The 21563-nt window shown below is 64.5% G+C and carries 17 protein-coding genes and 4 pseudogenes; 12 read left to right on the top strand and 9 right to left on the bottom strand.

Going from position 1 to position 21563, the window contains the following annotated elements; genetic code table 11:
* Nucleotides 1-163: 163 nt before the first annotated feature.
* Nucleotides 164-1132 (bottom strand): malate dehydrogenase, encoded by a 969-nt coding sequence (mdh, locus tag ACVWW3_RS32175; RefSeq protein WP_456651978.1) that lies wholly within the window; start codon nt 1130-1132, stop codon nt 164-166.
* A 222-nt stretch (nt 1133-1354) separates the two neighbouring features.
* Entirely contained in the window at nt 1355-2539 is a 1185-nt protein-coding gene (gene zapE, locus ACVWW3_RS32170) for a cell division protein ZapE (RefSeq protein ID WP_456651979.1), read from the bottom strand.
* A 139-nt stretch (nt 2540-2678) separates the two neighbouring features.
* Here zapE and ACVWW3_RS32165 point away from each other — a divergent pair, with 139 nt between their 5' ends.
* On the top strand, nt 2679-2933 hold the full coding sequence (locus ACVWW3_RS32165) for a type II toxin-antitoxin system VapB family antitoxin (RefSeq protein ID WP_456651980.1): 255 nt from the start codon (nt 2679-2681) through the stop codon (nt 2931-2933).
* Between the two features lie 41 nt (nt 2934-2974).
* Here ACVWW3_RS32165 and thpR read toward each other — a convergent pair whose 3' ends face one another.
* Entirely contained in the window at nt 2975-3511 is a 537-nt protein-coding gene (gene thpR / locus ACVWW3_RS32160; RefSeq protein WP_247444080.1) for an RNA 2',3'-cyclic phosphodiesterase, read from the bottom strand.
* A 175-nt stretch (nt 3512-3686) separates the two neighbouring features.
* Nucleotides 3687-4324 (bottom strand): annotated as a pseudogene (locus tag ACVWW3_RS32155) (GDSL-type esterase/lipase family protein).
* 55 nt (nt 4325-4379) lie between these two features.
* On the opposite strand from ACVWW3_RS32155, the gene ACVWW3_RS32150 reads away from it, so the two are divergent.
* The 4 genes and pseudogenes from ACVWW3_RS32150 to ACVWW3_RS32135 all read left to right on the top strand — a co-directional run bounded on the left by ACVWW3_RS32150 (nt 4380) and on the right by ACVWW3_RS32135 (nt 9558).
* Complete coding sequence (locus ACVWW3_RS32150) at nt 4380-5102, top strand: ABC transporter ATP-binding protein (RefSeq protein ID WP_354049763.1); 723 nt, start codon at nt 4380-4382, stop codon at nt 5100-5102.
* Nucleotides 5099-7669 carry an ABC transporter permease gene (locus ACVWW3_RS32145; RefSeq protein WP_456651981.1) on the top strand — a complete coding sequence of 857 codons (2571 nt, stop codon included), beginning with the start codon at nt 5099-5101 and terminating at the stop codon, nt 7667-7669. Before ACVWW3_RS32150 ends, ACVWW3_RS32145 begins: the two co-directional genes overlap by 4 nt.
* Before the next feature lie 269 nt (nt 7670-7938).
* A pseudogene (locus ACVWW3_RS32140) lies at nt 7939-8731 on the top strand (Bax inhibitor-1/YccA family protein).
* Nucleotides 8732-9027: 296 nt separating this feature from the next.
* Nucleotides 9028-9558, top strand: a complete 531-nt coding sequence (locus ACVWW3_RS32135; RefSeq protein ID WP_247344434.1) for a GNAT family N-acetyltransferase — start codon at nt 9028-9030, stop codon at nt 9556-9558.
* A 27-nt stretch (nt 9559-9585) separates the two neighbouring features.
* On the opposite strand, the gene ACVWW3_RS32130 is transcribed toward ACVWW3_RS32135, so the two are convergent.
* The 3 genes and pseudogenes from ACVWW3_RS32130 to acnA form a co-directional block, all read right to left on the bottom strand.
* Nucleotides 9586-9954, bottom strand: a complete 369-nt coding sequence (locus tag ACVWW3_RS32130) for a DUF2794 domain-containing protein (RefSeq protein WP_456651982.1) — start codon at nt 9952-9954, stop codon at nt 9586-9588.
* 614 nt (nt 9955-10568) lie between these two features.
* Nucleotides 10569-11345, bottom strand: coding sequence for a DUF1223 domain-containing protein (locus ACVWW3_RS32125; RefSeq protein ID WP_247444084.1), 777 nt, complete (start codon nt 11343-11345; stop codon nt 10569-10571).
* A gap of 232 nt (nt 11346-11577) precedes the next feature.
* A pseudogene (acnA, locus tag ACVWW3_RS32120) lies at nt 11578-14299 on the bottom strand (aconitate hydratase AcnA).
* Between the two features lie 243 nt (nt 14300-14542).
* Here acnA and ccmA point away from each other — a divergent pair.
* The 5 genes from ccmA to ACVWW3_RS32095 all read left to right on the top strand — a co-directional run bounded on the left by ccmA (nt 14543) and on the right by ACVWW3_RS32095 (nt 17524).
* The gene (gene ccmA / locus ACVWW3_RS32115) at nt 14543-15145 is read left to right on the top strand and encodes a heme ABC exporter ATP-binding protein CcmA (RefSeq protein WP_456651984.1); all 603 of its coding nucleotides are present in this window, start codon (nt 14543-14545) and stop codon (nt 15143-15145) included.
* A gap of 76 nt (nt 15146-15221) precedes the next feature.
* The gene (gene ccmB, locus ACVWW3_RS32110; protein WP_354048371.1) at nt 15222-15890 is read left to right on the top strand and encodes a heme exporter protein CcmB; all 669 of its coding nucleotides are present in this window, start codon (nt 15222-15224) and stop codon (nt 15888-15890) included.
* 76 nt (nt 15891-15966) lie between these two features.
* Complete coding sequence (locus tag ACVWW3_RS32105) at nt 15967-16758, top strand: heme ABC transporter permease (RefSeq protein WP_456651985.1); 792 nt, start codon at nt 15967-15969, stop codon at nt 16756-16758.
* Complete coding sequence (gene ccmD, locus ACVWW3_RS32100) at nt 16755-16940, top strand: heme exporter protein CcmD (protein WP_456651986.1); 186 nt, start codon at nt 16755-16757, stop codon at nt 16938-16940. Before ACVWW3_RS32105 ends, ccmD begins: the two co-directional genes overlap by 4 nt.
* Nucleotides 16937-17524: a DsbE family thiol:disulfide interchange protein gene (locus ACVWW3_RS32095; protein WP_456651987.1), complete on the top strand. Its 588-nt coding sequence runs from the start codon at nt 16937-16939 to the stop codon at nt 17522-17524. The genes ccmD and ACVWW3_RS32095 overlap by 4 nt, the downstream gene beginning before the upstream one ends.
* Nucleotides 17525-17626: 102 nt before the next feature.
* On the opposite strand, the gene ACVWW3_RS32090 is transcribed toward ACVWW3_RS32095, so the two are convergent.
* Nucleotides 17627-18229, bottom strand: coding sequence for a septation protein A (locus tag ACVWW3_RS32090; protein WP_456651988.1), 603 nt, complete (start codon nt 18227-18229; stop codon nt 17627-17629).
* 127 nt (nt 18230-18356) lie between these two features.
* A pseudogene (ftsY, locus tag ACVWW3_RS32085) lies at nt 18357-19306 on the bottom strand (signal recognition particle-docking protein FtsY).
* A gap of 60 nt (nt 19307-19366) precedes the next feature.
* Between ftsY and ACVWW3_RS32080 the strand changes: the two are divergent.
* Together ACVWW3_RS32080 and ACVWW3_RS32075 are read left to right on the top strand one after the other, a co-directional pair.
* Nucleotides 19367-20068, top strand: a complete 702-nt coding sequence (locus tag ACVWW3_RS32080) for an RluA family pseudouridine synthase (RefSeq protein WP_247444093.1) — start codon at nt 19367-19369, stop codon at nt 20066-20068.
* Between the two features lie 252 nt (nt 20069-20320).
* Nucleotides 20321-21430, top strand: coding sequence for a DUF2336 domain-containing protein (locus ACVWW3_RS32075; RefSeq protein ID WP_456651990.1), 1110 nt, complete (start codon nt 20321-20323; stop codon nt 21428-21430).
* Nucleotides 21431-21563: the final 133 nt, after the last annotated feature.

The raw sequence follows: 21563 nt of genomic DNA, 5'->3' as shown, positions 1-21563 counted from the left end.
CCACCTCAGTCTTGTGGCTGGCATACCATATACCACAGGAACTGCAACTCGGATTCTTTGACATCGATCTCTGGACTTGCGGACCCGGAACCCGCCCGACGCGGCCCCCGGAAATGAAACCGCCGAAGACCGGGTCTCGGTCTTCGGCGGGGACGTTTTGACCTTAGCGGCCGAGAAGATCGGGTGCGATCTTCTTGCAGGCGTCGACCAGGCCCTGAACCGCGCCGACCGACTTGTCGAAGGCCTCGCGGTCCTTGCCGACGAGTTCGATCTCGACGACGCGCTCGACACCCTTGGAGCCGATCACGACGGGCACGCCGACATACATGTCCTTCACGCCGTATTCGCCGTTCAGGTAGGCGGCTGAGGCCAGCACGCGCTTCTTGTCGCGCAGATAGCTCTCCGCCATCGCGATCGCGGAGGCCGCGGGGGCGTAGAAGGCCGAGCCGGTCTTGAGCAGATTGACGATCTCGGCGCCGCCGTTGCGGGTGCGGTCGACGATCTCGTCGAGGCGCGCCTGCGAGGTCCAGCCCATCTTGATGAGGTCGGGCAGCGGGATGCCGGCGACGGTGGAGTACTTCACCAGCGGCACCATGGTGTCGCCATGGCCGCCCAGCACGAAGGCGGTGACGTCTTCGACCGAGACGTTGAATTCGTCGGCCAGGAAGTAGCGGAAGCGCGACGAATCCAGCACGCCGGCCATGCCGACGACCTTCTTGTGCGGCAGGCCGGAGGCCTTCTGCAGCGCCCAGACCATCGCGTCGAGCGGGTTGGTGATGCAGATGACGAAAGCGTCGGGGGCGTACTTCTTGATGCCGGCGCCGACCTGCTCCATGACCTTGAGGTTGATGGAGAGGAGGTCGTCGCGGCTCATGCCGGGCTTGCGCGGCACGCCGGCGGTGACGATGCAGACTTTTGCGTTGTCGAGCGCCTCGTAGGAGTTCGCGCCGGAGAAATGCGCGTCAAAGCCGTCGACCGGCGAGGACTGCGCGATGTCGAGCGCCTTGCCCTGCGGCACGCCCTCGGCGATGTCGAACATCACCACATCGCCCAGCTCTTTCAAGCCGATGAGATGAGCCAACGTTCCGCCGATCTGACCGGAGCCAATCAAAGCAATCTTGTCGCGCGCCATGTGAACCTGTCCTTTAGACACGTCAGGAGGGGAAAACTGAGACGGGTGGTTATCCCTTTAGCCTCCCCCGTTCAAGTCGCCGGTTGCCCAATTGTCGGGCTGGCCGCGTATTGGAGCGCATCCCTGTCATTCCAGAGCGCATCCAACCAGCTTGCACGAAACATGGTCCAATGGCGGGCTCCGTCGCGGCCCCCCGGGAATGACAGCGCTGGCAAATAGGACTTAAGTCTCCACCAAGCCCTTGGTCGAGCCGCTGGCGGTGGAATCCTTGCGGCCATGGGGCAGCGCCAGATAGGATTCCGAGCTCATTTCAATCAGGCGCGACGACGTCCGCTTGAACTCGTTGGCCTCGTTGCCCTCGTGGGCGAGGTACAGCGAGATCGGGTTGGCATCGGCGGAAGCCATCAGCTTCACGGCATTGTCATAGAGTGTGTCGATCAGCGTGATGAAGCGCTTGGCGGCGTTGCGCTGGGAGAGGTCCATCACTGGAATATGGTCGACCAGGATGGTGTGATAGTCGTGCGCCAGCCTGAGATAGTCGGATGCGCCGAGCGGCTTCTCGCAAAGATCGGCGAACGAAAACCGCGCCACGCCGGGGGCCGAGCAGGGCACGTGCAGGATGCGCCCCTTGATCGAAATATCGCGCGACTTGCATTTGGCGCTGCCGGACATCTTCGACCAGGCGCGGTCGAGCGCAGTGTCCGCCTCAGTGTCTGCCGGCGTCAGCCACATCGGCACGCCCTGAAGTTTTTCCAGCCGAAAGTCGGTGCGCGCGTCGAGCCGCAGCACGTCCATGTGGTCGGTGATCTGCTTGATGAACGGCAGGAACAGCGAACGGTTCAGGCCGCCCTTGTAGAGATCGTCAGGCGCGACGTTGGAGGTCGCGACCACCACGGTGCCGAGCTCCAGCAGCTTTGCGAACAGGCGGCCGAGGATCATCGCGTCGGCGATGTCGGTGACGTGGAATTCGTCGAAGCAGAGCAGCCAGCTCTCCTCGAAGATGGCGTTCGCAGTCAGCGTGATGACGTCGCCGTCGGCGATCTCGCCGCGCGCGATGCCCTGGCGATAGTCGTAGATGCGCTCGTGCACATCGGCCATGAACTCGTGGAAATGCGCGCGCCGCTTGTGCTCGACGGTACTGTGCTGAAAGAACAGGTCCATCAGCATGGTCTTGCCGCGGCCGACCTCGCCATGGACGTAGAGCCCGTGCGGCGCCTCGTCCTTGTCGCTGCTGAACAGGCGACTGAGCAGGCCCTGCTTGCGCGGCGGCTTGTAATCGGCGAGCCGCCGGTCGAGCGCCGTATAGGCTTCGGCGATTTCGGCCTGCGCAGCGTCGGGCTCGATCGCGCCGCACGCGATCTGGGCCTGATACGCCTCGCGGAATGGGGAACTGGGGGTCGAGAGCATGGCTCTTTACCGCCAGAGACTGGCGGAAATTGCAACTGTGTATTGGCGCAAGGGGCGCATGCGCTTACCCTGGTCCACGTGGGTGCGGGCGGATGATTGAAATATCAGAGAGTTTAGCGGCTACTTTGAGGTTCCTGACATGGCTCTTAGTATCGAGGACCCCGAGACCGAGCATCTCGCGTGGAGGCTGGCGCAACTCACCGGCGAGACCGTTGTGGTCGCGACGAGGCGAGCTATCGAGGAGCGGCTTAGCCGGATCGACAATCAGCACCGCAAGGCTGCTCTCTTGGACGACATGGCTGCGAGCCGCCGACGCTGGAGCGAGCTGCCTGTGGTAGCCGACCAGACGGCAGACGAAATGGTTGTCTATGACAAACACGGGTTGCCATTCTGACCGCGATAGACGCCACGCGCCATATGGCTCGCGAGCCAAGCTCACTCACACAACTCGTAAGCGTCCTCGACCACATAGGGACCGCCGCCGGTGGAGGCGCGCGAGGAGAACAGCACGAAACGTTCGGCCGTGAACGCCTTGCTGGGAAAATAGCCGCGCAGCGAGAGATAGTCGGCGACATCTCGGTCGGTGGCGTCGTGCAGACGGGCCAGCGTGACATGCGGGATGAACTTGCGGCCTTCAGGGTCGAGGCCGATCCGCTGCATCATGCGCTCGAGCTCGGCCTGCAATTCCATCAGCGGCTTGCTCGGCACGATGGTTGCGACCACCGCGCGCGGCTTGCGTCCGCCGAAACTCTGCAAACCCTGCACCTTCACCTCAAACGGCTTGCGGTCGACGCGAAACAGCATCGAGGCGATTTCGTTGGCGGACATGCCGTCGATATTGCCGATGAAACGCAGGGTGACGTGGTAATTCTCGGGATCGATCCAGCGGGCGCCGGGAAGCCCGCCCCGCAAATTGGAAAGCGACTGGCCAATCTCGGCCGGAATTTCCAGACCGGTGAACAAACGCGGCATCGTTTCGCACTCCCGATGCTTGGGCATGATCCCTTCGGAAAGACCATATCCAAATTTTAGAGCCGGCGACGAATCACCGGTACCCCAATTCCTATCGCAGTTGTGTGACCCTGCGAAGCATCGCGCGCCTTACCCCGGTAAAACCCTGGGAATTACGGTCGGCGCTGCCTGCTTTTCAACGCCGTTGCTCAGCTATCGTGCCAAGGAATGCCTCAACCGTGGGCAAGATATTCTTGACGATGATGTCGACGCCCGCCGCGGTCGGATGAATGCCGTCGGCCTGGTTGAGTTTGGCGTCGGCTGCGACACCGTCAAGAAAAAACGGATAGAGCGGCACGTCGAATTTTTTCGCCAGATCCGGATAAATCGAATTGAAGCGTGCCGCATAATCCGGGCCGTAATTCGGCGGCGCCAGCATGCCGCACAGCATCACCGCGATCTTGCGCGCCCTGAGGCGCTGGACGATCTCGGTGAGCGCGGTGCGCGTCAAATCGGGATCGATGCCGCGCAGCGCGTCGTTGGCGCCGAGCTCGATGATGACACCATCGGTTCCGTCAGGGACCGACCAGTCGAGCCGGTCACGGCCGGCGGACGAAGTGTCCCCGGACACCCCCCCGCGTTGGTCATGTCGACGTCTATGCCTTTGGTCTGCAAGGCTTTTTTAAGCTTTGTGGGGAATGCTTCCTGGGCCGGGAGACCGAGACCGGCGCTTAAAGAATCGCCGAGAACGACAAGCTTGACTGGTTTCGCCGCTTCCGCCCAGGCCGGATTTGCGACCGTCATCAAAGCGAACATCAACACGGCTATGTGCATGAACAATCCGTAACGCCTCTCGACCGCGCGTACGGAGTTGCCATATGACCGGACCATGGACACTCGCATCTCTTCCTCTTCGCTCGCCGACAGCTCGGCAGACACCATCGCCATCTCCAACGTCAATCTGTCATTGGGTACGGGCGCGGCACGCGTTCACATTCTCAAGGATATCAGCTTGCGCGTCGGCCGTAGCGAGACGATCGGCCTGATCGGCCCGTCAGGCTCGGGCAAATCCACGCTGCTGATGGTGATGGCGGGGCTCGAGCGTCCTGATAGCGGAGAGGTGGTGGTCAGCGGCACGCCTTTCAATGCCCTCGACGAGGACGCGCTGGCCCGCTTCCGCGGCCGCCAGGTCGGCATCGTATTCCAGTCCTTCCATTTGATCCCGACGATGACGGCGCTGGAGAACGTCGCCGTGCCGCTCGAGCTCGCCGGCAATCCCGACGCCGCCAAGCGCGCGGCGCAGGAGCTGCAATCGGTCGGGCTCGGTGATCGCCTGCATCATTATCCGACGCAACTCTCCGGCGGCGAGCAGCAGCGCGTCGCGCTGGCGCGCGCGCTGGCACCCGATCCCGCGATCCTCGTTGCCGACGAGCCGACCGGCAATCTCGACGAAGCCACCGGCAAGCAGATCGTCGATCTCCTGTTCAGCAAGCATGCCGAGCGCGGCATGACCCTGGTGCTGGTCACGCACGATTCCTCGCTCGCGCATCGCTGCGATCGCGTCATCCGCCTGCGTTCGGGGCGCATCGACACGCAGTCTGCACCCGCATGAGCGCAGCAGTCGAACCGTTCGCGAAGCCCAACGGCGTCGCGCTGTCGCTGCGCTACGCGCTGCGCGAATTGCGCGGCGGCTTGCGCGGCTTTTACGTATTCATTTCCTGCATCGCGCTCGGCGTGATGGCCATCGCCGGCGTCGGCTCGGTCTCGGCGAGCCTGAGCGACGGCCTCGCTCGCGAGGGCCGCACGCTGCTCGGCGGCGACGTGTCGTTCGTCTTGTTTCAGCGCGAAGCGAAGCCGGAGGAAGTCGCCTTCCTGCGTTCGCGCGGCACGGTCTCGAGCGCCGCCACACTGCGCGGCATGGCGCGCTCGGCGGAGGGCCAGCTCGCACTGGTCGAGATGAAGGCGGTCGACGACACCTATCCGATGCTCGGACAGCTGACGCTGGCGCCGCCGCTGCCGATGTCCGACCTGCTCGCGGAGCGCGACGGCGCGTTCGGCGCCGCCGCCGATCCGACGCTGCTGGCGCGGCTCTCGCTCAAGACCGGTGATCGCGTCACCGTCGGCTCAGCAACGTTCCAGATCCGCAGCACGGTCGAAGCCGAGCCCGACAAGCTCGCCGGCGGCATCGGCTTCGGCCCGCGTTTCCTGATCAGCGAGGCGGGCCTGCGCGCGACAGGCCTGATCCAGCCCGGCAGCCTGGTGCGCTGGGTCTATCGGGTGAAGCTGCCGGAGATCGCCAACAGCGAGCGCGACACCGAAACCTTCATCGCGGATGCGCGCAACGCCGCGCCGCAGGCCGGCTGGGAGGTCCGCAGCCGTTCCAATGCCTCGCCGCAGCTCGAACGCAATATCAGCCGCTTCACGCAGTTTTTGACGCTGGTCGGCCTCGCTGCGCTGCTGGTCGGCGGTGTCGGCGTCGCCAATGCCGTCAAGAGCCATATCGACCACAAGCTTGAGGTGATCGCGGCCTTGAAGGCCGTCGGCGCCACCGGGCGCGACGTGTTCGGCATCTATCTCGCGCAGGTTCTCTTGCTCGCAGCGATCGGCTCGTTGATCGGCCTTGCGCTCGGCGCCGCCATGCCCTTTGCGATCGTCGGCCTGTTCGGCAAGCTGCTGCCGCTGCCGGTGGTCCCGGCGGTGCATGCCGACGAGCTCGCGCTGTCGTTCGTCTACGGGCTGCTCACTGCGCTTGCCTTCGGCCTGTGGCCACTCGGGCGCGTGCACGACGTGCCGGTGGCCGCGCTGTTCCGCGACACCATCAGCAACGAATGGCACCGGCCACGCTGGAGCTACCTCGTTTTCATGGCCGTCGTGGTCGCGCTGCTGATCGCGGTCGTGATTGGCCTGTCGTTCGACAAGCGCATCGCCGCGGTGTTCGTGGCCTCCTCTGTCGTCGTGTTCGCGCTGCTGCGCGGCATTGCCGTGCTGCTGATGGCGATCGCGCGGCGGCTGCCGCGCACGCGGTTGCCGATGCTGCGCCTCGCGATCGCCAACATCCACCGGCCGGGCGCGCTGACGCCCTCGGTCGTGTTGTCGTTGGGCCTCGGACTCGCGGTGCTCGTCACCATCACCCAGATCGACGGCAATCTGCGCCGGCAGTTCCTGGCGGCATTGCCCGAGCACGCACCATCGTTCTTCTTCATCGACATCCCGAGCACGCAGGCCGAGCAGTTCGACGGTTATCTGCGCCAGATCGCCCCTGGCGCGAAGGTCGAGGACGTGCCGATGCTGCGCGGGCGCATCGTCGGAGCCCGCGGCGTCCACGCCGAGGAGCTCAAGCCCACTACCGATTCCGAGTGGGTGCTGCAGAGCGACCGTGGCCTGACCTATACCGCCGATCTGCCGAAAGGCTCCAAGGTGGTCGAGGGCGAGTGGTGGAGCGCCGATTATACCGGCCCACCGCTGGTTTCGATGGAGAAGAAGATCGCGGACGGGCTCGGCCTCAAGCTCGGCGACGAGGTCGTGGTCAATATCCTCGGCCGCGACATCCCCGCGAAGATCAGCAATCTGCGCAGCATCGACTGGCAGGGCCTCGGCATCAATTTCGTCCTCGTGTTCTCGCCGAACGCATTCAAGGGCGCGCCGCATACCCACATCGCGACGCTGACGGAAGCCGGCGGCGACGCGGCTGGCGACGGCAAGATCATCAAGGAGGTCGCCGACGCCTATCCGATGGTGACGAGCGTGCGTGTGCGCGAGGTGATGGAGACGGTCGGCTCGGTCGTGACCAATCTGGCACTGGCGATCCGCGGCGCCAGCGCCGTGACCCTGATTTCGGCGATCCTGGTGCTGGGCGGCGCGCTCGCCGCCGGCCATCGCCACCGGGTCTACGATGCGGTGATCCTCAAGACCCTGGGCGCGACCCGGCTGCGGCTGCTCGGCGCCTATGCGCTCGAATACCTCCTGATCGGCCTCGCCACTGCGGTTTTCGGCGTTTTCGCCGGCAGCGTCGCTGCATGGATGATCGTGACCCGGCTGATGACGCTCACCTTCGTCTGGCAGGCCGGCAGCGCGGCCGGCGTGGTCGCGGCCGCCCTGGTCGTCACGGTCGGCCTCGGGCTCGCCGGCACGCTCCTGGCGTTGAACAAAAAGCCCGCCACGGTGCTGCGGAATTTGTGACAAATGGTAGCGGGCGGCTGTGCGGGGGCGGAATCGCACGATTCCGGCGATTAACCACGTTTGCTCGCCAGGATTGCGGGCGAGGGCGACATTCAGCCGCGCGTGGACGGTTGCAGCGAATGTGCTAGTTTCCCACATATCGAATGGGTTCGGAGCCCCGATTGTTAGCCAAAATTTAGTCGGCAGACATCGGTATCCGAGATAGAATTTGACGAACCGGTGGCATGGAGCCCTCATGCCGGACCGGGCTAACCAACGGGAATTCGACCATGTCGGACCTAGACCGTAACTACGCTTCTCCTTTCGGCAGGGCCGCCGGGCGTGTTGACGCCGCGACGGTCGATGCCGGCCTGCGCGCCTACATGCTGCGCATCTACAACTACATGAGCATCGGCCTGGCCATCACCGGCCTTGCCGCACTCGGCGTCTACATGGCCGCCGTGACGGATGTTCCGACCTCCGGAAGCCGTCCGCGTCGGCAAGCTGTTCCTGACGCCGTTCGGCTACGCGATGTTCGTCAGCCCCCTGAAGTGGCTGTTCATGCTCGCGCCGCTCGCCATGGTGTTCGTGATCTCGGCGGGCATCAACCGTCTCGCGCCCTCGACCGCCCAGATCCTGTTCTGGGTGTTCGCCGCGCTGATGGGCGTCTCGCTGTCCTCGATCTTCCTGGTGTTCACGCACACCTCGATCGTGCGGGTGTTCTTCATCACCGCGGCGACCTTCGGCGCGCTCAGCCTCTACGGCTACACCACAAAGCGTGACATGAGCGGAATGGGTTCGTTCCTGTTCATGGGCCTGATCGGCATCGTCATCGCGAGCCTGGTCAACCTGTTCCTGGCGAGCTCGTTGCTCCAGTTCGTCGTGTCGGTGGTTGGCGTGCTGGTGTTCGCGGGCCTCACCGCCTGGGATACCCAGCGGCTGAAGAACGACTACATCTACGGCTACGCCTCGGCCGGCGGTGAAGTCGCGGAGCGTGCGGCCATCACCGGCGCGCTGTCACTGTACCTGAACTTCATCAACCTGTTCACGCTGCTCCTGCAGCTCCTCGGCCAGCGCGACTAAGCGCGAGCCCAGAGCGAACAACACGAGCCCCGGCTGAAAGGCCGGGGTTTTTGTTTGGGGCCGGACGTCGCAGCACCCGCCGCTGTCATCGCCCCGCCTTGTCCGCAATTGCGCACTGGGGCGGGCGATCCTGTACGCCGCAGCGGCTCCGTTCTAGCCGCGCTGTCTCGGAGTACTGGATGCCCGCCTATGCGGGGCATGACAGCGGAGAAGATGGGGCCTGCTGCGCTCGCAAAGACGACGCCGAGAAGCCGTTGCCTCTTCCAGCCGTCCCGGGAACGCTCTAATCTCGCCCCATGTCCGCACCTGAAATCAGGCCCACCCTCGAGGCCGACCTTCCCGCCATCACCGCCATCTACCAGCAGGCCGTCCGCGAGGGCACCGCGACCTTCGAGCTGGACCCGCCCGACCTCGCCGAGATGACGCGCCGCTATCGTACGCTGATCGACGGCGGCTATCCCTATTTCGTCGCCATCCTCGACGGCCGCGTTGCCGGCTATGCCTATGCGGGGGCCTACCGGCCGCGGCCGGCCTACCGCTTCACGGTCGAGAACTCGATCTATCTCGATCCAGGCTTTCACCGTCGCGGCGTCGGACTTCTGTTGCTGGAGCGTCTGGTCGTCGAATGCGAGGCGCGAGGCTTCCGCCAGATGATCGCGGTGATCGGCGATTCCGCCAATGCCGGCTCGATCGGCGTGCACACCAAGGGTGGCTTCAAGATGATCGGCACGCATCCCAGCGTCGGGCTGAAATTCGGCCGCTGGCTGGATACGGTGATGATGCAGCGCGACCTCGGCGAGGGTGCGGGTACGGTGCCGGGGAAGTAGGCTCGCTCTCGCAGGATGGGTGGGCAGCTACACCACAGCCAGCTTGCGATCGATCACCAGCAGCACGCGTTCGAGCTCGTGGCCGCGGCGCAGGATCAGACCCGTCGCAGAGATCACGCTGTACATGCCCTGCTTGCGCGCGAGGCGCGGATCTTTTTCGATGCGATAGATCGGCACTTCCGAGGCGCGGCGAAACACCGAGAACACGGCGCGGTCTTTCAGGAAGTCGATGGCATAGTCACGCCACTCGCCGTCGGAGACCATACGGCCGTAGAGATTGAGAATACGATGCAACTCGAGCCGGTTGAACGTCACCCGGCCCAGTTGCGCATTCGCAGCGGCTGGGCGCGCCGCCGCGCGCTGTTCGCTCGGATCGGCATCCTCCGACAGACTCATAGAAAGCCTCCTGTCGCCACAGCATGACCATGTCCGCGAAGACCGTCCCCGGAACCGCGGATCATGACAGCTGCATGATTGCCCCAACTGTTCCCCACCGCAAGGGGGCCTTGAGAGGACGCATAAAATCCGGTGCGAATTCCGGGCACACGCACGGTGGAACTCTGTCGCGCAAACCGTCACGGGATCGTTAGCAAGAATCATAGTGTCGCCGCTTTTCCGCCAAGCGACTGCCGCCCTGCGCTGCGAAAAGGCGTGTGTGCGTTGACCCGGTCCTTTCGGTTCCGGATTCCTCAGCCCCCAGCCCCCCGGGGTCGTCAGGATCGGGTCTGTTCGCACGACAAGGAGGGCCAACGCAAGTTGGTCCTTTTTTGTTTGTGCCGGGATGTTTCTGCCTCGACGGATATCTCACCACAAACTCTCTCCCCTCATCCTGAGGAGCCGCGAAGCGGCGTCTCGAAGGATCGAGGCCGGGCTGCATCAGCGGGGCCTGCATGGTTCTCGCGGCGATGCGCAGCATCGTCCGCCACGCGCGCAAGGGCGCGCTCCTCACCATGAGGGTTGAGAGCCCAGTACGCCGCTCAGGCAGTACGACTCTTAGAGAGAGAATCGAATCAGTGCAGCGACGTATACGCCGCGCCCAGCATCGGCCCCGGCTTTTCCCGGCTGCCGTCCTGGACATAGACCACAGCGCCGTCGACGCCGTCGCGCGTGAGGTTCTCGATCGGCACCGTCCAGCTTTCCGAACGGCCGGTCCAGTCGCCGACCTTGAGCAGGTTGCGAACCACGTTGTGATAGATGACCTGCTGTCCGCGATTTTCGCCGCGGCTGATCGCGATCGGCACCGATTTCGCAATCGAGCAGATCCAGACCTCACCACGCGAGACCGCCGGCTCCTTGCTCGCGGCCACCGAGACATTGATCTGCTTGCCCGCGAGCGACATCGTCACCGGCACGCTCATCACGCCCGTGCCCTTGTCGGTCTTGCCGATCGCGCTTTCGATGCCGGTGCGGTCGCTGCCGACGACATGCGTCGAGCCGTTGACCACGACCTGGGGCGTGTAGACTTCGCGGTCGCCGCGCATGCGCGAATAGGCACGCTGCCGTGCAGAAAAACGCGAATCCGCCAGTGTGTCCTTCCAGCCGAGATAGTCCCAATAGTCGATGGGCATGCTCAGCGCGATGATCGAGGGATCGCTGGAGAGGTCGCCGATGATCTTGTCGGCCGGCGGGCAGGAGGAGCAGCCCTGCGAGGTAAACAATTCGACAACGGCGCGGGGCTCAGCTTCGGCAGGACGAATGACGGCGACGATCGCACATATCCCAAGTGCTCCCGACCAGAGGGCACCGGACCAACGCGAAACCAGATGAGAAGCCGTCATTGTTGTCATGTCGAACGCCGCACACCATTGCACGTGAGAAGGAATCTTATCGCCTGATGGTCACCGTAGTCTTACGGGGGCGCGGCACATTCAACCGTCCAGTAACCGTCCAAGGCGGGGTTATCCACCTGACGGGCCCATCTGACCCGTACCGCAAACGCGCGAAGGCGGCCTTGTGATAGGCCGCCTTCGTGTAACCTACTACTCACTTCGCAGTGAGCCACCGTTCACAAATCCGCGCTTACGCCGCGAGCTTGCGCAGCACGTAGTGCAGGATGCCGCCGTTGCGGTAGTATTCGAGCTCGTCGAGCGTATCGATGCGGCAAAGCAGCGAAATGCGCTGCAACGAGCCGTCGCCGGAGACAATCTCCGCGGTCAGCTTCTGGCGCGGCTTCAAATCGCCGACGAGACCACGCAACGTGACCTTCTCGTCGCCCTTCAGACCGAGCGACGACCAGGAGGTGCCGTCCTCGAAGGTCAGCGGCAGCACGCCCATGCCGACCAGGTTGGAGCGGTGGATGCGCTCGAAGCTCTGGCAGATCACGGCGCGCACGCCGAGCAGACGGGTGCCCTTCGCGGCCCAGTCGCGCGAGGAGCCGTTGCCGTATTCCGCGCCCGCGAACACCACCAGCGGGACCTGCTCCTGCTGGTACTTCATCGCGGCGTCGTAGATCGACATCTGCTCGCCGTCGGGCCAGTGCTTGGTTAGGCCGCCTTCGGGGATATTTCCGTCCGCACCTTTGAGCATGAAGTTCTTGATGCGGATATTGGCGAAGGTGCCGCGCATCATGACTTCATGGTTGCCGCGCCGCGTGCCGTACTGGTTGAAGTCGGCCGGACGCACCTGGTGCTCGCTGAGGTATTTGCCCGCGGGCGAGGTGAGCTTGATCGAACCGGCCGGCGAGATGTGGTCGGTGGTGATCTTGTCGCCGAACATGGCGAGGATGCGCGCCTCGACGATGTCGGTGACCGGTTCCGGCTCCTTCTTCATGCCGTCGAAATAGGGCGGGTTCTGCACATAGGTCGAGCTCATGTTCCAGCGATAGGTCTCGCTCTCGACCGTCTTGATCTTGCGCCAGTTGGTGTCGCCCTTGAACACGTCGGCATACTTCTTCTTGAAGATCGCCGCGGTCACGAACTTCTTCATGAAGGCGTTGATCTCCTTCGTCGTCGGCCAGATGTCCTTCAGGTAGACCGGCTTGCCGTCCTTGCCTTCGCCGAGCGGCTCGACGGCCAGGTTCTTGGTGACGCTGCCCGCGAGCGCGTGGGCGACGACGAGCGGCGGCGAGGGCCAGATAGTTCGCCTGCACGTCCGGCGAGACGCGGCCTTCGAAGTTGCGGTTACCGGAGAGCACGGCAGCCGCGACGATGCCGTTGTCGTTGATCGACTTCGAGATCTCCTCGGGCAGCGGGCCGGAATTGCCGATGCAGGTGGTGCAGCCGAAGCCAATCAGGTTGAAGCCGACCTTGTCGAGATCGGCCTGGAGACCGGAATCGGCGAGATAGGCCGCCACCACCTGGCTGCCCGGGGCGAGCGAGGTCTTCACCCACGGCTTCGCCTTGAGGCCCTTCGCGGCGGCGTTACGCGCCAGCAGACCGGCGCCGATCAGCACGCTCGGATTCGAGGTGTTGGTGCAGGAGGTGATCGCCGCGATCACGACGTCACCATGGCCGAGGTCGAAGTTCCTGCCGTCGACGGCAAAGCGCTTCGCCGGCTCGTCGGTCTTCTTGTATTCGCTGGCGAGGGCGAGGGAAAAGCCTTCGGCGACCGACGGCAGCGCAATGCGGCCTTCGGGACGCTTCGGACCGGCCATCGAAGGCACGACGTCGCCGAGGTCGAGCGTCAGCGTCTCCGTGAACACCGGATCGGCCGACTTGGCGGTGCGGAACAGTCCCTGCGCCTTGGCATAGGCCTGCACCAGCGCGACCCGCGCCGGGGCGCGGCCGGACGTCTTGAGATAATCGAGCGCAGCGGCGTCGACCGGGAAGAAGCCGCAGGTCGCGCCGTATTCGGGCGCCATGTTGGCGATGGTCGCCTTGTCGGCGACGGAGAGATGGTCGAGGCCGGGGCCGAAGAACTCGACGAACTTGCCGACGACGCCGAGCTTGCGCAGCATCTGCGTCACTGTCAGCACGAGGTCGGTCGCGGTGACGCCTTCCTTCATCGCGCCCTTCAGCTTGAAGCCGACGACGGTCGGCAGCAGCATCGACAGCGGCTGACCGAGCATGCAGGCTTCCGCCTCGATGCCGCCGACGCCCCAGCCGAGCACGGCGAGACCGTTGACCATGGTGGTGTGGGAGTCGGTGCCGACCAGCGAGTCGGGATAGGCGACCTCGAAGGTGCCGGTCTTCTTGCCGACCGTCATCTTTTCCTTCTTGGTCCAGACCGTCTGCGAGAGATATTCGAGATTGACCTGGTGGCAGATGCCGGTGCCGGGCGGCACGACGGAGAAGTTCGTGAACGCTTTCTGGCCCCACTTCAGGAACTCGTAGCGCTCCTGGTTCTGCTTGTATTCCTCGGTGACGTTCTTGCCGAAAGCCTTGTTGTCACCGAAGAAGTTCACGATCACGGAGTGGTCGATAACGAGATCGACCGGCACCAGCGGATTGATCTTCTCGGCATCGCCGCCAAGCTTCTGCATCGCGTTGCGCATCGCAGCGAGGTCGACCACCGCCGGCACGCCGGTAAAATCCTGCATCAGCACGCGAGCCGGGCGGAACGCGATCTCATGCTCCAGCGACTTCTTGCGCAGCCATTTCGACACCGCGACGATGTCTTCCTTCTTGACCGAGCGACCGTCCTCGTTGCGGAGCAGGTTCTCGAGCAAAACCTTCATCGAATAGGGAAGTTTGGAAATTCCCTTCAGACCATTCTTCTCGGCCGTGGGCAGGCTGTAATAGACATAGGTCTTGGCGCCGACCTTGAGGGTCTTTTTGCATTTGAAGCTGTCGAGCGAGGTCATGAAAGGAAATCCCAATTGTTAGTTATACCCGGCAAGGGGTATTTTAACACCGTCAGCGATTCCGGCTAGGTCGCTTGCAGGGGCAGGTTAAGTTGCTGCATCAAGTAGTTCCGGGCTTATAGAAGCTTTCTAACGGCGCCGCCACAGCCACAATGGTGCCGCAGCAATTCGCGAGCCAAAAATTCCCATGCGCTACCCCAAGATTTCCTGAGGCCTGGCTTGAGCGGATTGATACGAGGCACGATGCAGCTTTCCGGACGCGGGGTGATTTGCGTGCGGGGCGGACGCGACGTGTTTTCCGGGCTCGATTTCGAGGCCGGCTCCGGCGAAGCCGTGGCGGTCGTGGGCCGCAACGGATCGGGCAAGACGTCGCTGCTGCGGCTGATCGCGGGCCTGCTCGTTCCGGCGGGCGGCACGATCGCGCTGGACGGAGGCGATGCCGAGCTCACCCTGCCGGAGCAGTGCCACTATCTCGGTCATCGCGACGCCCTGAAGCCGGCCCTGAGCGCGGCGGAGAATCTGGCATTCTGGGCCGATTTTCTCGGCGGCGAGCGTTTTGACCCCGTCGAAAGCCTCGCCATCGTCGGCCTCGACCACGCCGCCCATCTGCCGGCCGCCTTCCTGTCCGCCGGCCAGCGCCGCCGGCTCTCGCTGGCCCGCCTGCTGACGGTCCGCCGTCCGGTCTGGCTGCTCGACGAGCCGACCACGGCGCTGGATGTCGCCGGCCAGGACATGTTTTCCGGATTGATGCGCGAGCACCTCAGCTGCGGCGGCCTGATCATCGCCGCCACGCACGCCCCGCTCGGCATCGATTCGCGGGAGCTTCGGATCGGGGGTGTGGCATGAGACGGTCCGACCCTCAGATTTCCACGCGGTCGGGTCTAGCCTCGTCCTTCCGCCGCTGCCTTGCGAGAGCCACCCCATGACCGCCCTGTTCGCCCTCATTCGCCGGGACATCCGGATCGCGCTTCGCGTCGGCGGCGGGGCGCTGATTGGCGTGTTGTTCTTCCTGACTGTGGTGGTGCTGATGCCGTTTGCGGTGGGGCCGGATCTGGCGCTGCTGTCGCGGCTCGGGCCGGCGATCCTGTGGCTGGGCGCGCTGCTGGCGAGTCTGCTGACGCTCGACCGGCTGTTCATGGCCGACCACGAGGACGGCTCGCTCGACCTGATCACCATGAGCCGGACACCGCTGGAACTCGCCTGCGCGTCGAAAGCGCTGGCGCATTGGCTCGCCGCCGGCCTGCCGCTGATCGTCGCAACCCCCGTGCTCGGCCTGTTGCTCAACCTCGACATGGTCGCAACCGGCGCGGTGGCGCTGACGCTGCTGGCCGGCACCCCGGCGCTGACGTTTACCGGCATGATCGGCGCGGCGCTGGCGGTGACGCTGCACCGCGGCGGCTTGCTGATGGCCGTCCTGGTGCTGCCGCTGTCGATTCCGGTCCTGATTTTCGGGGTCGCGGCCTCGCAGGCCGTGATCGTCGGACCCATGACGTTCGGCGCGCCGTTCTCGATCCTGTGCGCGCTGTCGCTGGTCAGCCTCGTGGTCGGCCCTTTCGCGGCCGCGGCGAGCCTGAAGCATGGACTGGACTGACCTTGACCCCGATCAACTTTCGCTCCGGACTTTCGTGCTGATTGCCTGAGCGCTTACCTGTGATTATCAGAACACCATGACGCTGATCGACCTCGCCAACCCCACACGGTTCCTCGCGCTGACGGCGCGGGTGTTGCCATGGCTTGCGGCCGCGACTGTCATCCTGCTCGCGATCGGGCTCTACCAATCGGCCTGCGCGCCCGACGACTATCAGCAGGGCGCGACGGTGAAGATCATGTTCATCCACGTGCCCAATGCCTGGCTGTCGATGTTCGTGTGGGGCGTGATGAGCCTGGCCTCGCTCGGCACGCTGGTGTGGCGGCATCCGCTCGCCGATGTCGCCGCCAAAGCTGCAGCCCCGATCGGCGCCGCCTTCACCTTTCTTGCGCTGCTGACGGGCTCGCTGTGGGGCCGGCCGATGTGGGGCACCTATTGGGAATGGGACGCGCGGCTGACCTCGGTGCTGATCCTGTTCCTCATGTATCTCGGCCTGATGGCGCTGTGGCGCGCGGTCGACGATCCCTCCCGCGCGGCGCGCGCCGCGGCCGTGCTGACCCTAGTCGGTGCGATCAACCTGCCCATCATCAAGTTCTCGGTCGATTGGTGGAACACGCTGCACCAGCCGGCATCGGTGATGCGGATGGGCGGCTCGTCGCTCGACAAATCCTTCTTGATCCCGTTGCTGGTGATGGCGATCGCGTTCACGCTGCTGTTCGTCACGCTGCATCTGGCTGCGATGCGCAACGAGATTTTGCGCCGCCGTGTCCGCTCCCTGCAAATGATGCAGGCGAGCCGTGTAGCGTTTTCAAGCGAAGTGGGCACCGGTTCGCGTAAAGAAAACGCGTCAAACGAAATTGGGGCTGCATGACGATGTCGCTTGGTCCCTACGCGCCCTTCATCGTGACGTCCTACGCGGCAGCCGCCCTCGTGGTCGTGATCCTGATCGGCTGGATCGTGCTCGACTACCGTAGCCAGACCCAGCGCTTGCGCGATCTCGACCGCAGCGGCATCACCCGCCGTTCCGGGCGCAGCGGGAGTGATCAGCGATGACGAGCGATCAACCGACGTCCGCTCCGCCGCAGCGCCGCACCTTCCTGATGGTGCTGCCGCTGATCGCCTTCATCGGCTTGGCGTTGTTATTCTGGTTCCGGCTCGGCAGCGGCGATCCCTCGCGGATTCCTTCCGCGCTGATCGGTCGTCCCGCGCCGCAAACCACGCTGCCGCCGCTCGATGGATTGCAGGCTGACAACGCGCAGATCCCCGGCCTCGATCCCGCCGCATTCAAGGGCAAGGTCAGCCTCGTCAATGTCTGGGCGTCCTGGTGCGTGCCGTGCCACGACGAGGCGCCGCTCCTGACCGAATTGGCAAAAGACAAACGTTTCCAGCTCGTCGGCATCAACTACAAGGACGCCGCCGACAACGCGCGGCGCTTCCTCGGGCGCTACGGCAACCCGTTCGGCCACGTCGGCGTGGACGCCAACGGCCGCGCCTCGATCGAATGGGGCGTCTATGGCGTGCCGGAGACGTTTGTCGTCGGACGCGAAGGCACCATCGTCTACAAGATGGTGGGACCGATCACGCCGGACAATCTGCGGACGGTGTTGTTGCCGCAGATGGAGAAGGCGCTGAAATAGTCACCGTCATTGCGAGGAGCCCTTGCGACGAAGCAATCCAGACTGTCTCCGCGGAGGGATTCTGGATTGCTTCGCTTCGCTCGCATGACGAGTTGGGAAAATTCAACCCTTCCGCACATCCCCCGCCTCGGCCTCGCTCGCTTCCAGCGACGCCGGCTCGAGGTGATAACGCTTGGTCAGCGGCATCTGGGCGATGGCGAAGACCATGGTCAGCGGGGTGACGCCGAACACCTTGAAGTTCACCCAGAAGTCCGTGCTCTGGGTGCGCCAGACGATCTCGTTCAGCACCGCCATGCCGGCGAAGAACAGCGCCCAGCGCAGTGTGAGGATGCGCCAGCCCCGCGGCGTCAGGTTGAACATCTGGTCGAACATGACGGCGATGAAGGAGCGACCGAACAACAGGCCACCGCCGAGGATCGCGGCGAACAGGGCGTAGATGATGGTCGGCTTGAGCTTGATGAAAGTCTCGTCGTGCAGCACCAGGGTCAGCGTGCCGAACACCAGCACGATGACGCCTGTCACGATCGCCATGATCGGGATGTGCCGCGTCACCACATAGGAGGCGATCATCGCAATGACGATCGCGACCATGAAAGCGCCGGTCGCGGCGAACAGATTGAACTTCGCATTCACGAAGAAGAATACGAGTAGCGGGCCGAGCTCGGTCGCAAGCTTGAACAACGGATGCGGCTGGGTCTTGTCCATTCTTTGACCTTTGTTGCTGTCATCCCCCGCGGAGGCGGGGGATCCAGTATTCCGAGACGCTTGTGATCCACAACTAACGGCGCGGCGTACTGGATGCCCCGCCTGCGCGGGGCATGACGATAGAAACCTACGATTCGATTCCGGCGATGGCGCGGGCGAAGTCGCGCGCGGTGAACGGCGCGAGATCGTCGACGCCTTCGCCGACGCCGATGAAGTGCACCGGCAGTTTGAATTTTTCCGCGAGCGCCACCAGAATGCCGCCGCGGGCGGTGCCGTCGAGCTTCGTCATCACGAGGCCGGTGACCCCTGCCGTGCGGTGGAAGGCCTCGACCTGCGAGAGCGCGTTCTGCCCGACGGTGGCATCCAGCACAAGCAGCACCGCATGGGGCGCAGTCGCGTCCACCTTGCGGATGACCCGCACGACCTTTTCGAGCTCGTTCATCAGTTCGGCCTTGTTTTGAAGCCGACCGGCGGTGTCGATCAGGAGCACGTCGACGGCCTGCTCCTTCGCCGCCGTCAGCGCGTTAAAGGCGAGGCTCGCTGAATCCGAGCCCTGCGCGCCTGAGATGACGGGCGTCTTTGTGCGTTCGCCCCAAACCTTGAGCTGCTCGATCGCCGCGGCGCGAAACGTGTCGCCGGCGGCCAGCATCACCTTACGGCCTTCGGACGCGAATTTTTGCGAGAGTTTTCCGATGGTGGTGGTCTTGCCGGAGCCGTTGACGCCGACCACGAGGATGACGAAGGGCTTCTTGCCGGCGTCGATCTCGAGCGGCTTCGCCACCGGCGCCAGCACCTTCTCGACCTCGATCGCGACGACGTCCTTGACTTCGTCCGCCGAGATCGCCTTGTCGTAGCGCCCCGTGCCGACGGCCTCCGCAATCCGCACCGCGACCGAGCGGTGCCGAGGTCGGCGCGCAGCAGCACGTCCTCGATGTCGTCGAGCATGGCGCGGTCGAGCTTGCGCTTAGTGACGAGGTCGGCGACCGCGGTCCCGAGCGAGGACGAGGTGCGCTTCAGCCCGTCGGACAGGCGGCGCCACCAGCTCAGCTTGGGGGTCTCGGGGGTGGTATCGTTCATGGTGGCGGTGTGTTAGCCGTTCCGGCTCCCAAACGAAAGTCTTGACCGAAAGTCCTGCAATTGCTCGATGTTCCCGAATTGACCGCTGATGAAATCCTGGCGCGCGTGCTCCATCGCGACGGATTGATGCTGGTCATCGACAAGCCGGCCGGCCTGCCGGTGCATCGCGGCCCCAAGGGTGGCGCCAATCTGGAAACTTCCTTCGACGCGCTCCGTTTCGGCCTGCCGCGGCCGCCGGTGCTGGCCCACCGGTTGGACAAGGACACCTCCGGTTGCCTCATCCTCGGCCGTCATCGCAAGGCGACCGCCTCGCTCGGCCTGCTGTTCAAGCATGGCAAGATCGGCAAGACCTACTGGACCATCGTCGAGGGCGGCCCCGCCCAGGACGAAGGCATCGTCGATATGCCGCTGGGCCGCCTCAATGCCGAACGTGGCTGGTGGCAGAAGCCGGATCCGGAAGGCCAGAAGGCGGTCACCAACTGGAAGGTGATGGGCCGGGGCAATGGCCTCACCTGGCTCGCCATGGAACCTGTGACCGGGCGGACCCATCAATTGCGGGTGCATTCGGCGTCGACGGGATGGCCGATCTTTGGCGATAACATTTACGGCAACGGCCCGCGTTTCGGGGAACCGAAACTGCACCTGCATTCCCGCGAGATCGTGGTGCCGATCTCCCGGAATAAGGAGCCGGTCCGCGTCGTGGCGCCGGCCCCGCCCCACATGCACGAGCGGCTCCGCGCCTGCGGGTGGAACGGAGAATAGCCATTTCAGACCCTCATGGTGAGGAGCGCGGAACGCGTCTCCGGACGATGCCTTGCATCGCCGGGCGAACCATGCAGGCCCGCATCTCGCCCTGCGGCCATCCTTCGAGACGCCCGCTTCGCGGGCTCCTCAGGATGAGGAGCAGTGCCCGCCGCGCTCCCTATAGTTTACGAAACGTTCAGTGCTCGTCCCTAATGATGGCGGTTGCTTAGAACAAGCTTCCGTCAATCTGCTCAGGACGAGCTGCGCGTCATGTCCACGGCCGGGTTATCGATCATCGACGAGGTCGAGTGCGCGCTTCGGACAGGCTCCGCGGAAAAGGGCCTGGCAACCGCCCGCCGCGTCACCGACCTGTTCCTGTCCTCCGCCGGCAGCTTTGACGACGAGCAGATCGCACTGTTCGACGACGTGCTCGAGCGCCTGATCGGCACCATCGAGCTCCGGGCCATCGCCGACATGGCCGCGCGCGTTGCTCTCGCCGAGATCAGCGCGCAGCTCGCGCCGATCGCGCAGGCGCCGCCATCGGTCATCCGCCGCCTCGCCAACAATGACGAGATCCGCATCGCCGGTCCCGTGCTCCAGGAATCCGCGCGCCTCGACGATGGCGAGCTGGTGAAGATCGCATCGAGCAAAGGCGAGCCGCATCTGCTCGCGGTCGCCGGGCGCTGGTGGCTGAAGGAGATCGTCACCGATGCGCTGCTGGCGCGGCGCTATCCCAGCGTCAGCCGGCGACTTGCCGCCAATCCCGGCGCGCGCGTTTCCGGCAACGGATTTGCCGTCATCGTCGGACAGGCCGAGGCCGATCCCGAACTCGCCGTCAGCGTCGGCGTCCGCGTCGACCTGCCATCGGATCTGCGCCGCGAGTTGCTGCGCTCGGCGACCGACGCCGTGCGCACCCGCCTGTTGTCGCGCGCGCCGACGCATCTGTTCGACGAGATCCAGGGCGCGATTGCAGCGGTCACCGTCGGCGTCGAGCGCGAAATGTCGGGGGTCCGCGACTTCGAAGGTGCCAAACGGGCAATTGCAAACCTCAAGGCGGGCGGCCAGCTGACCGAGACGACATTGCTCGGCTTCGCCACGCAGCGGCGCTATGAAGAAGCCGTGGCGGCGTTGGCGGCACTGTCCGGATCGACCGTCGAAGTGATTCGCCCACTGATGCAGAGCCTGCGCGAGGACGGCCTGCTGGTGCCGTGCAAGGCGGCACAGCTCAGCTGGGAGACCACCGCCGCCGTGCTCGAAAGCCGTTTTGCGACGGGCGCGATGAAGCCGGCGGACATCGCGAGGGCGCAAGGCCATTACGCACGCATGACGCCGGAGAATGCGCGGCGGACGCTCAGGTTCTGGCAGGTGCGGGCGTTGTAGGCGTACGCTGCGTACCAAGTTGAAGATGTCGTCACCCGCGAAAGCGGGTGATCCAGTATTCCAGAGACATTCGTGAGGTACGGAGGGGCCGCGGCGTACTGGGTCGCCCGGTCAAGCCGGGCGACGTCACTGA

This window comes from Bradyrhizobium sp. LM2.9, assembly GCF_054056555.1.
The sequence above is the reverse complement of the archived record's forward strand: the minus strand, read 5'-3'. Positions and strand labels throughout refer to the sequence as shown.

Bases quoted from the DNA above. Each gene is read 5' to 3' on its own strand.
- thpR (WP_247444080.1), bottom strand. From the start codon at position 3,511: ATGCCGCGTTTGTTCACCGGTCTGGAAATTCCGGCCGAGATTGGCCAG.
- ACVWW3_RS32150 (WP_354049763.1), top strand. From the start codon at position 4,380: ATGGACACTCGCATCTCTTCCTCTTCGCTCGCCGACAGCTCGGCAGAC.
- ACVWW3_RS32125 (WP_247444084.1), bottom strand. From the start codon at position 11,345: ATGACAACAATGACGGCTTCTCATCTGGTTTCGCGTTGGTCCGGTGCC.
- ccmB (WP_354048371.1), top strand. From the start codon at position 15,222: ATGACCGCCCTGTTCGCCCTCATTCGCCGGGACATCCGGATCGCGCTT.
- ccmD (WP_456651986.1), top strand. From the start codon at position 16,755: ATGACGATGTCGCTTGGTCCCTACGCGCCCTTCATCGTGACGTCCTAC.
- ACVWW3_RS32095 (WP_456651987.1), top strand. From the start codon at position 16,937: ATGACGAGCGATCAACCGACGTCCGCTCCGCCGCAGCGCCGCACCTTC.
- ACVWW3_RS32165 (WP_456651980.1), top strand. From the start codon at position 2,679: ATGGCTCTTAGTATCGAGGACCCCGAGACCGAGCATCTCGCGTGGAGG.
- ACVWW3_RS32075 (WP_456651990.1), top strand. From the start codon at position 20,321: ATGTCCACGGCCGGGTTATCGATCATCGACGAGGTCGAGTGCGCGCTT.
- ACVWW3_RS32105 (WP_456651985.1), top strand. From the start codon at position 15,967: ATGACGCTGATCGACCTCGCCAACCCCACACGGTTCCTCGCGCTGACG.
- mdh (WP_456651978.1), bottom strand. From the start codon at position 1,132: ATGGCGCGCGACAAGATTGCTTTGATTGGCTCCGGTCAGATCGGCGGA.
- ACVWW3_RS32130 (WP_456651982.1), bottom strand. From the start codon at position 9,954: ATGAGTCTGTCGGAGGATGCCGATCCGAGCGAACAGCGCGCGGCGGCG.
- ACVWW3_RS32135 (WP_247344434.1), top strand. From the start codon at position 9,028: ATGTCCGCACCTGAAATCAGGCCCACCCTCGAGGCCGACCTTCCCGCC.
- zapE (WP_456651979.1), bottom strand. From the start codon at position 2,539: ATGCTCTCGACCCCCAGTTCCCCATTCCGCGAGGCGTATCAGGCCCAG.
- ccmA (WP_456651984.1), top strand. From the start codon at position 14,543: ATGCAGCTTTCCGGACGCGGGGTGATTTGCGTGCGGGGCGGACGCGAC.
- ACVWW3_RS32090 (WP_456651988.1), bottom strand. From the start codon at position 18,229: ATGGACAAGACCCAGCCGCATCCGTTGTTCAAGCTTGCGACCGAGCTC.
- ACVWW3_RS32145 (WP_456651981.1), top strand. From the start codon at position 5,099: ATGAGCGCAGCAGTCGAACCGTTCGCGAAGCCCAACGGCGTCGCGCTG.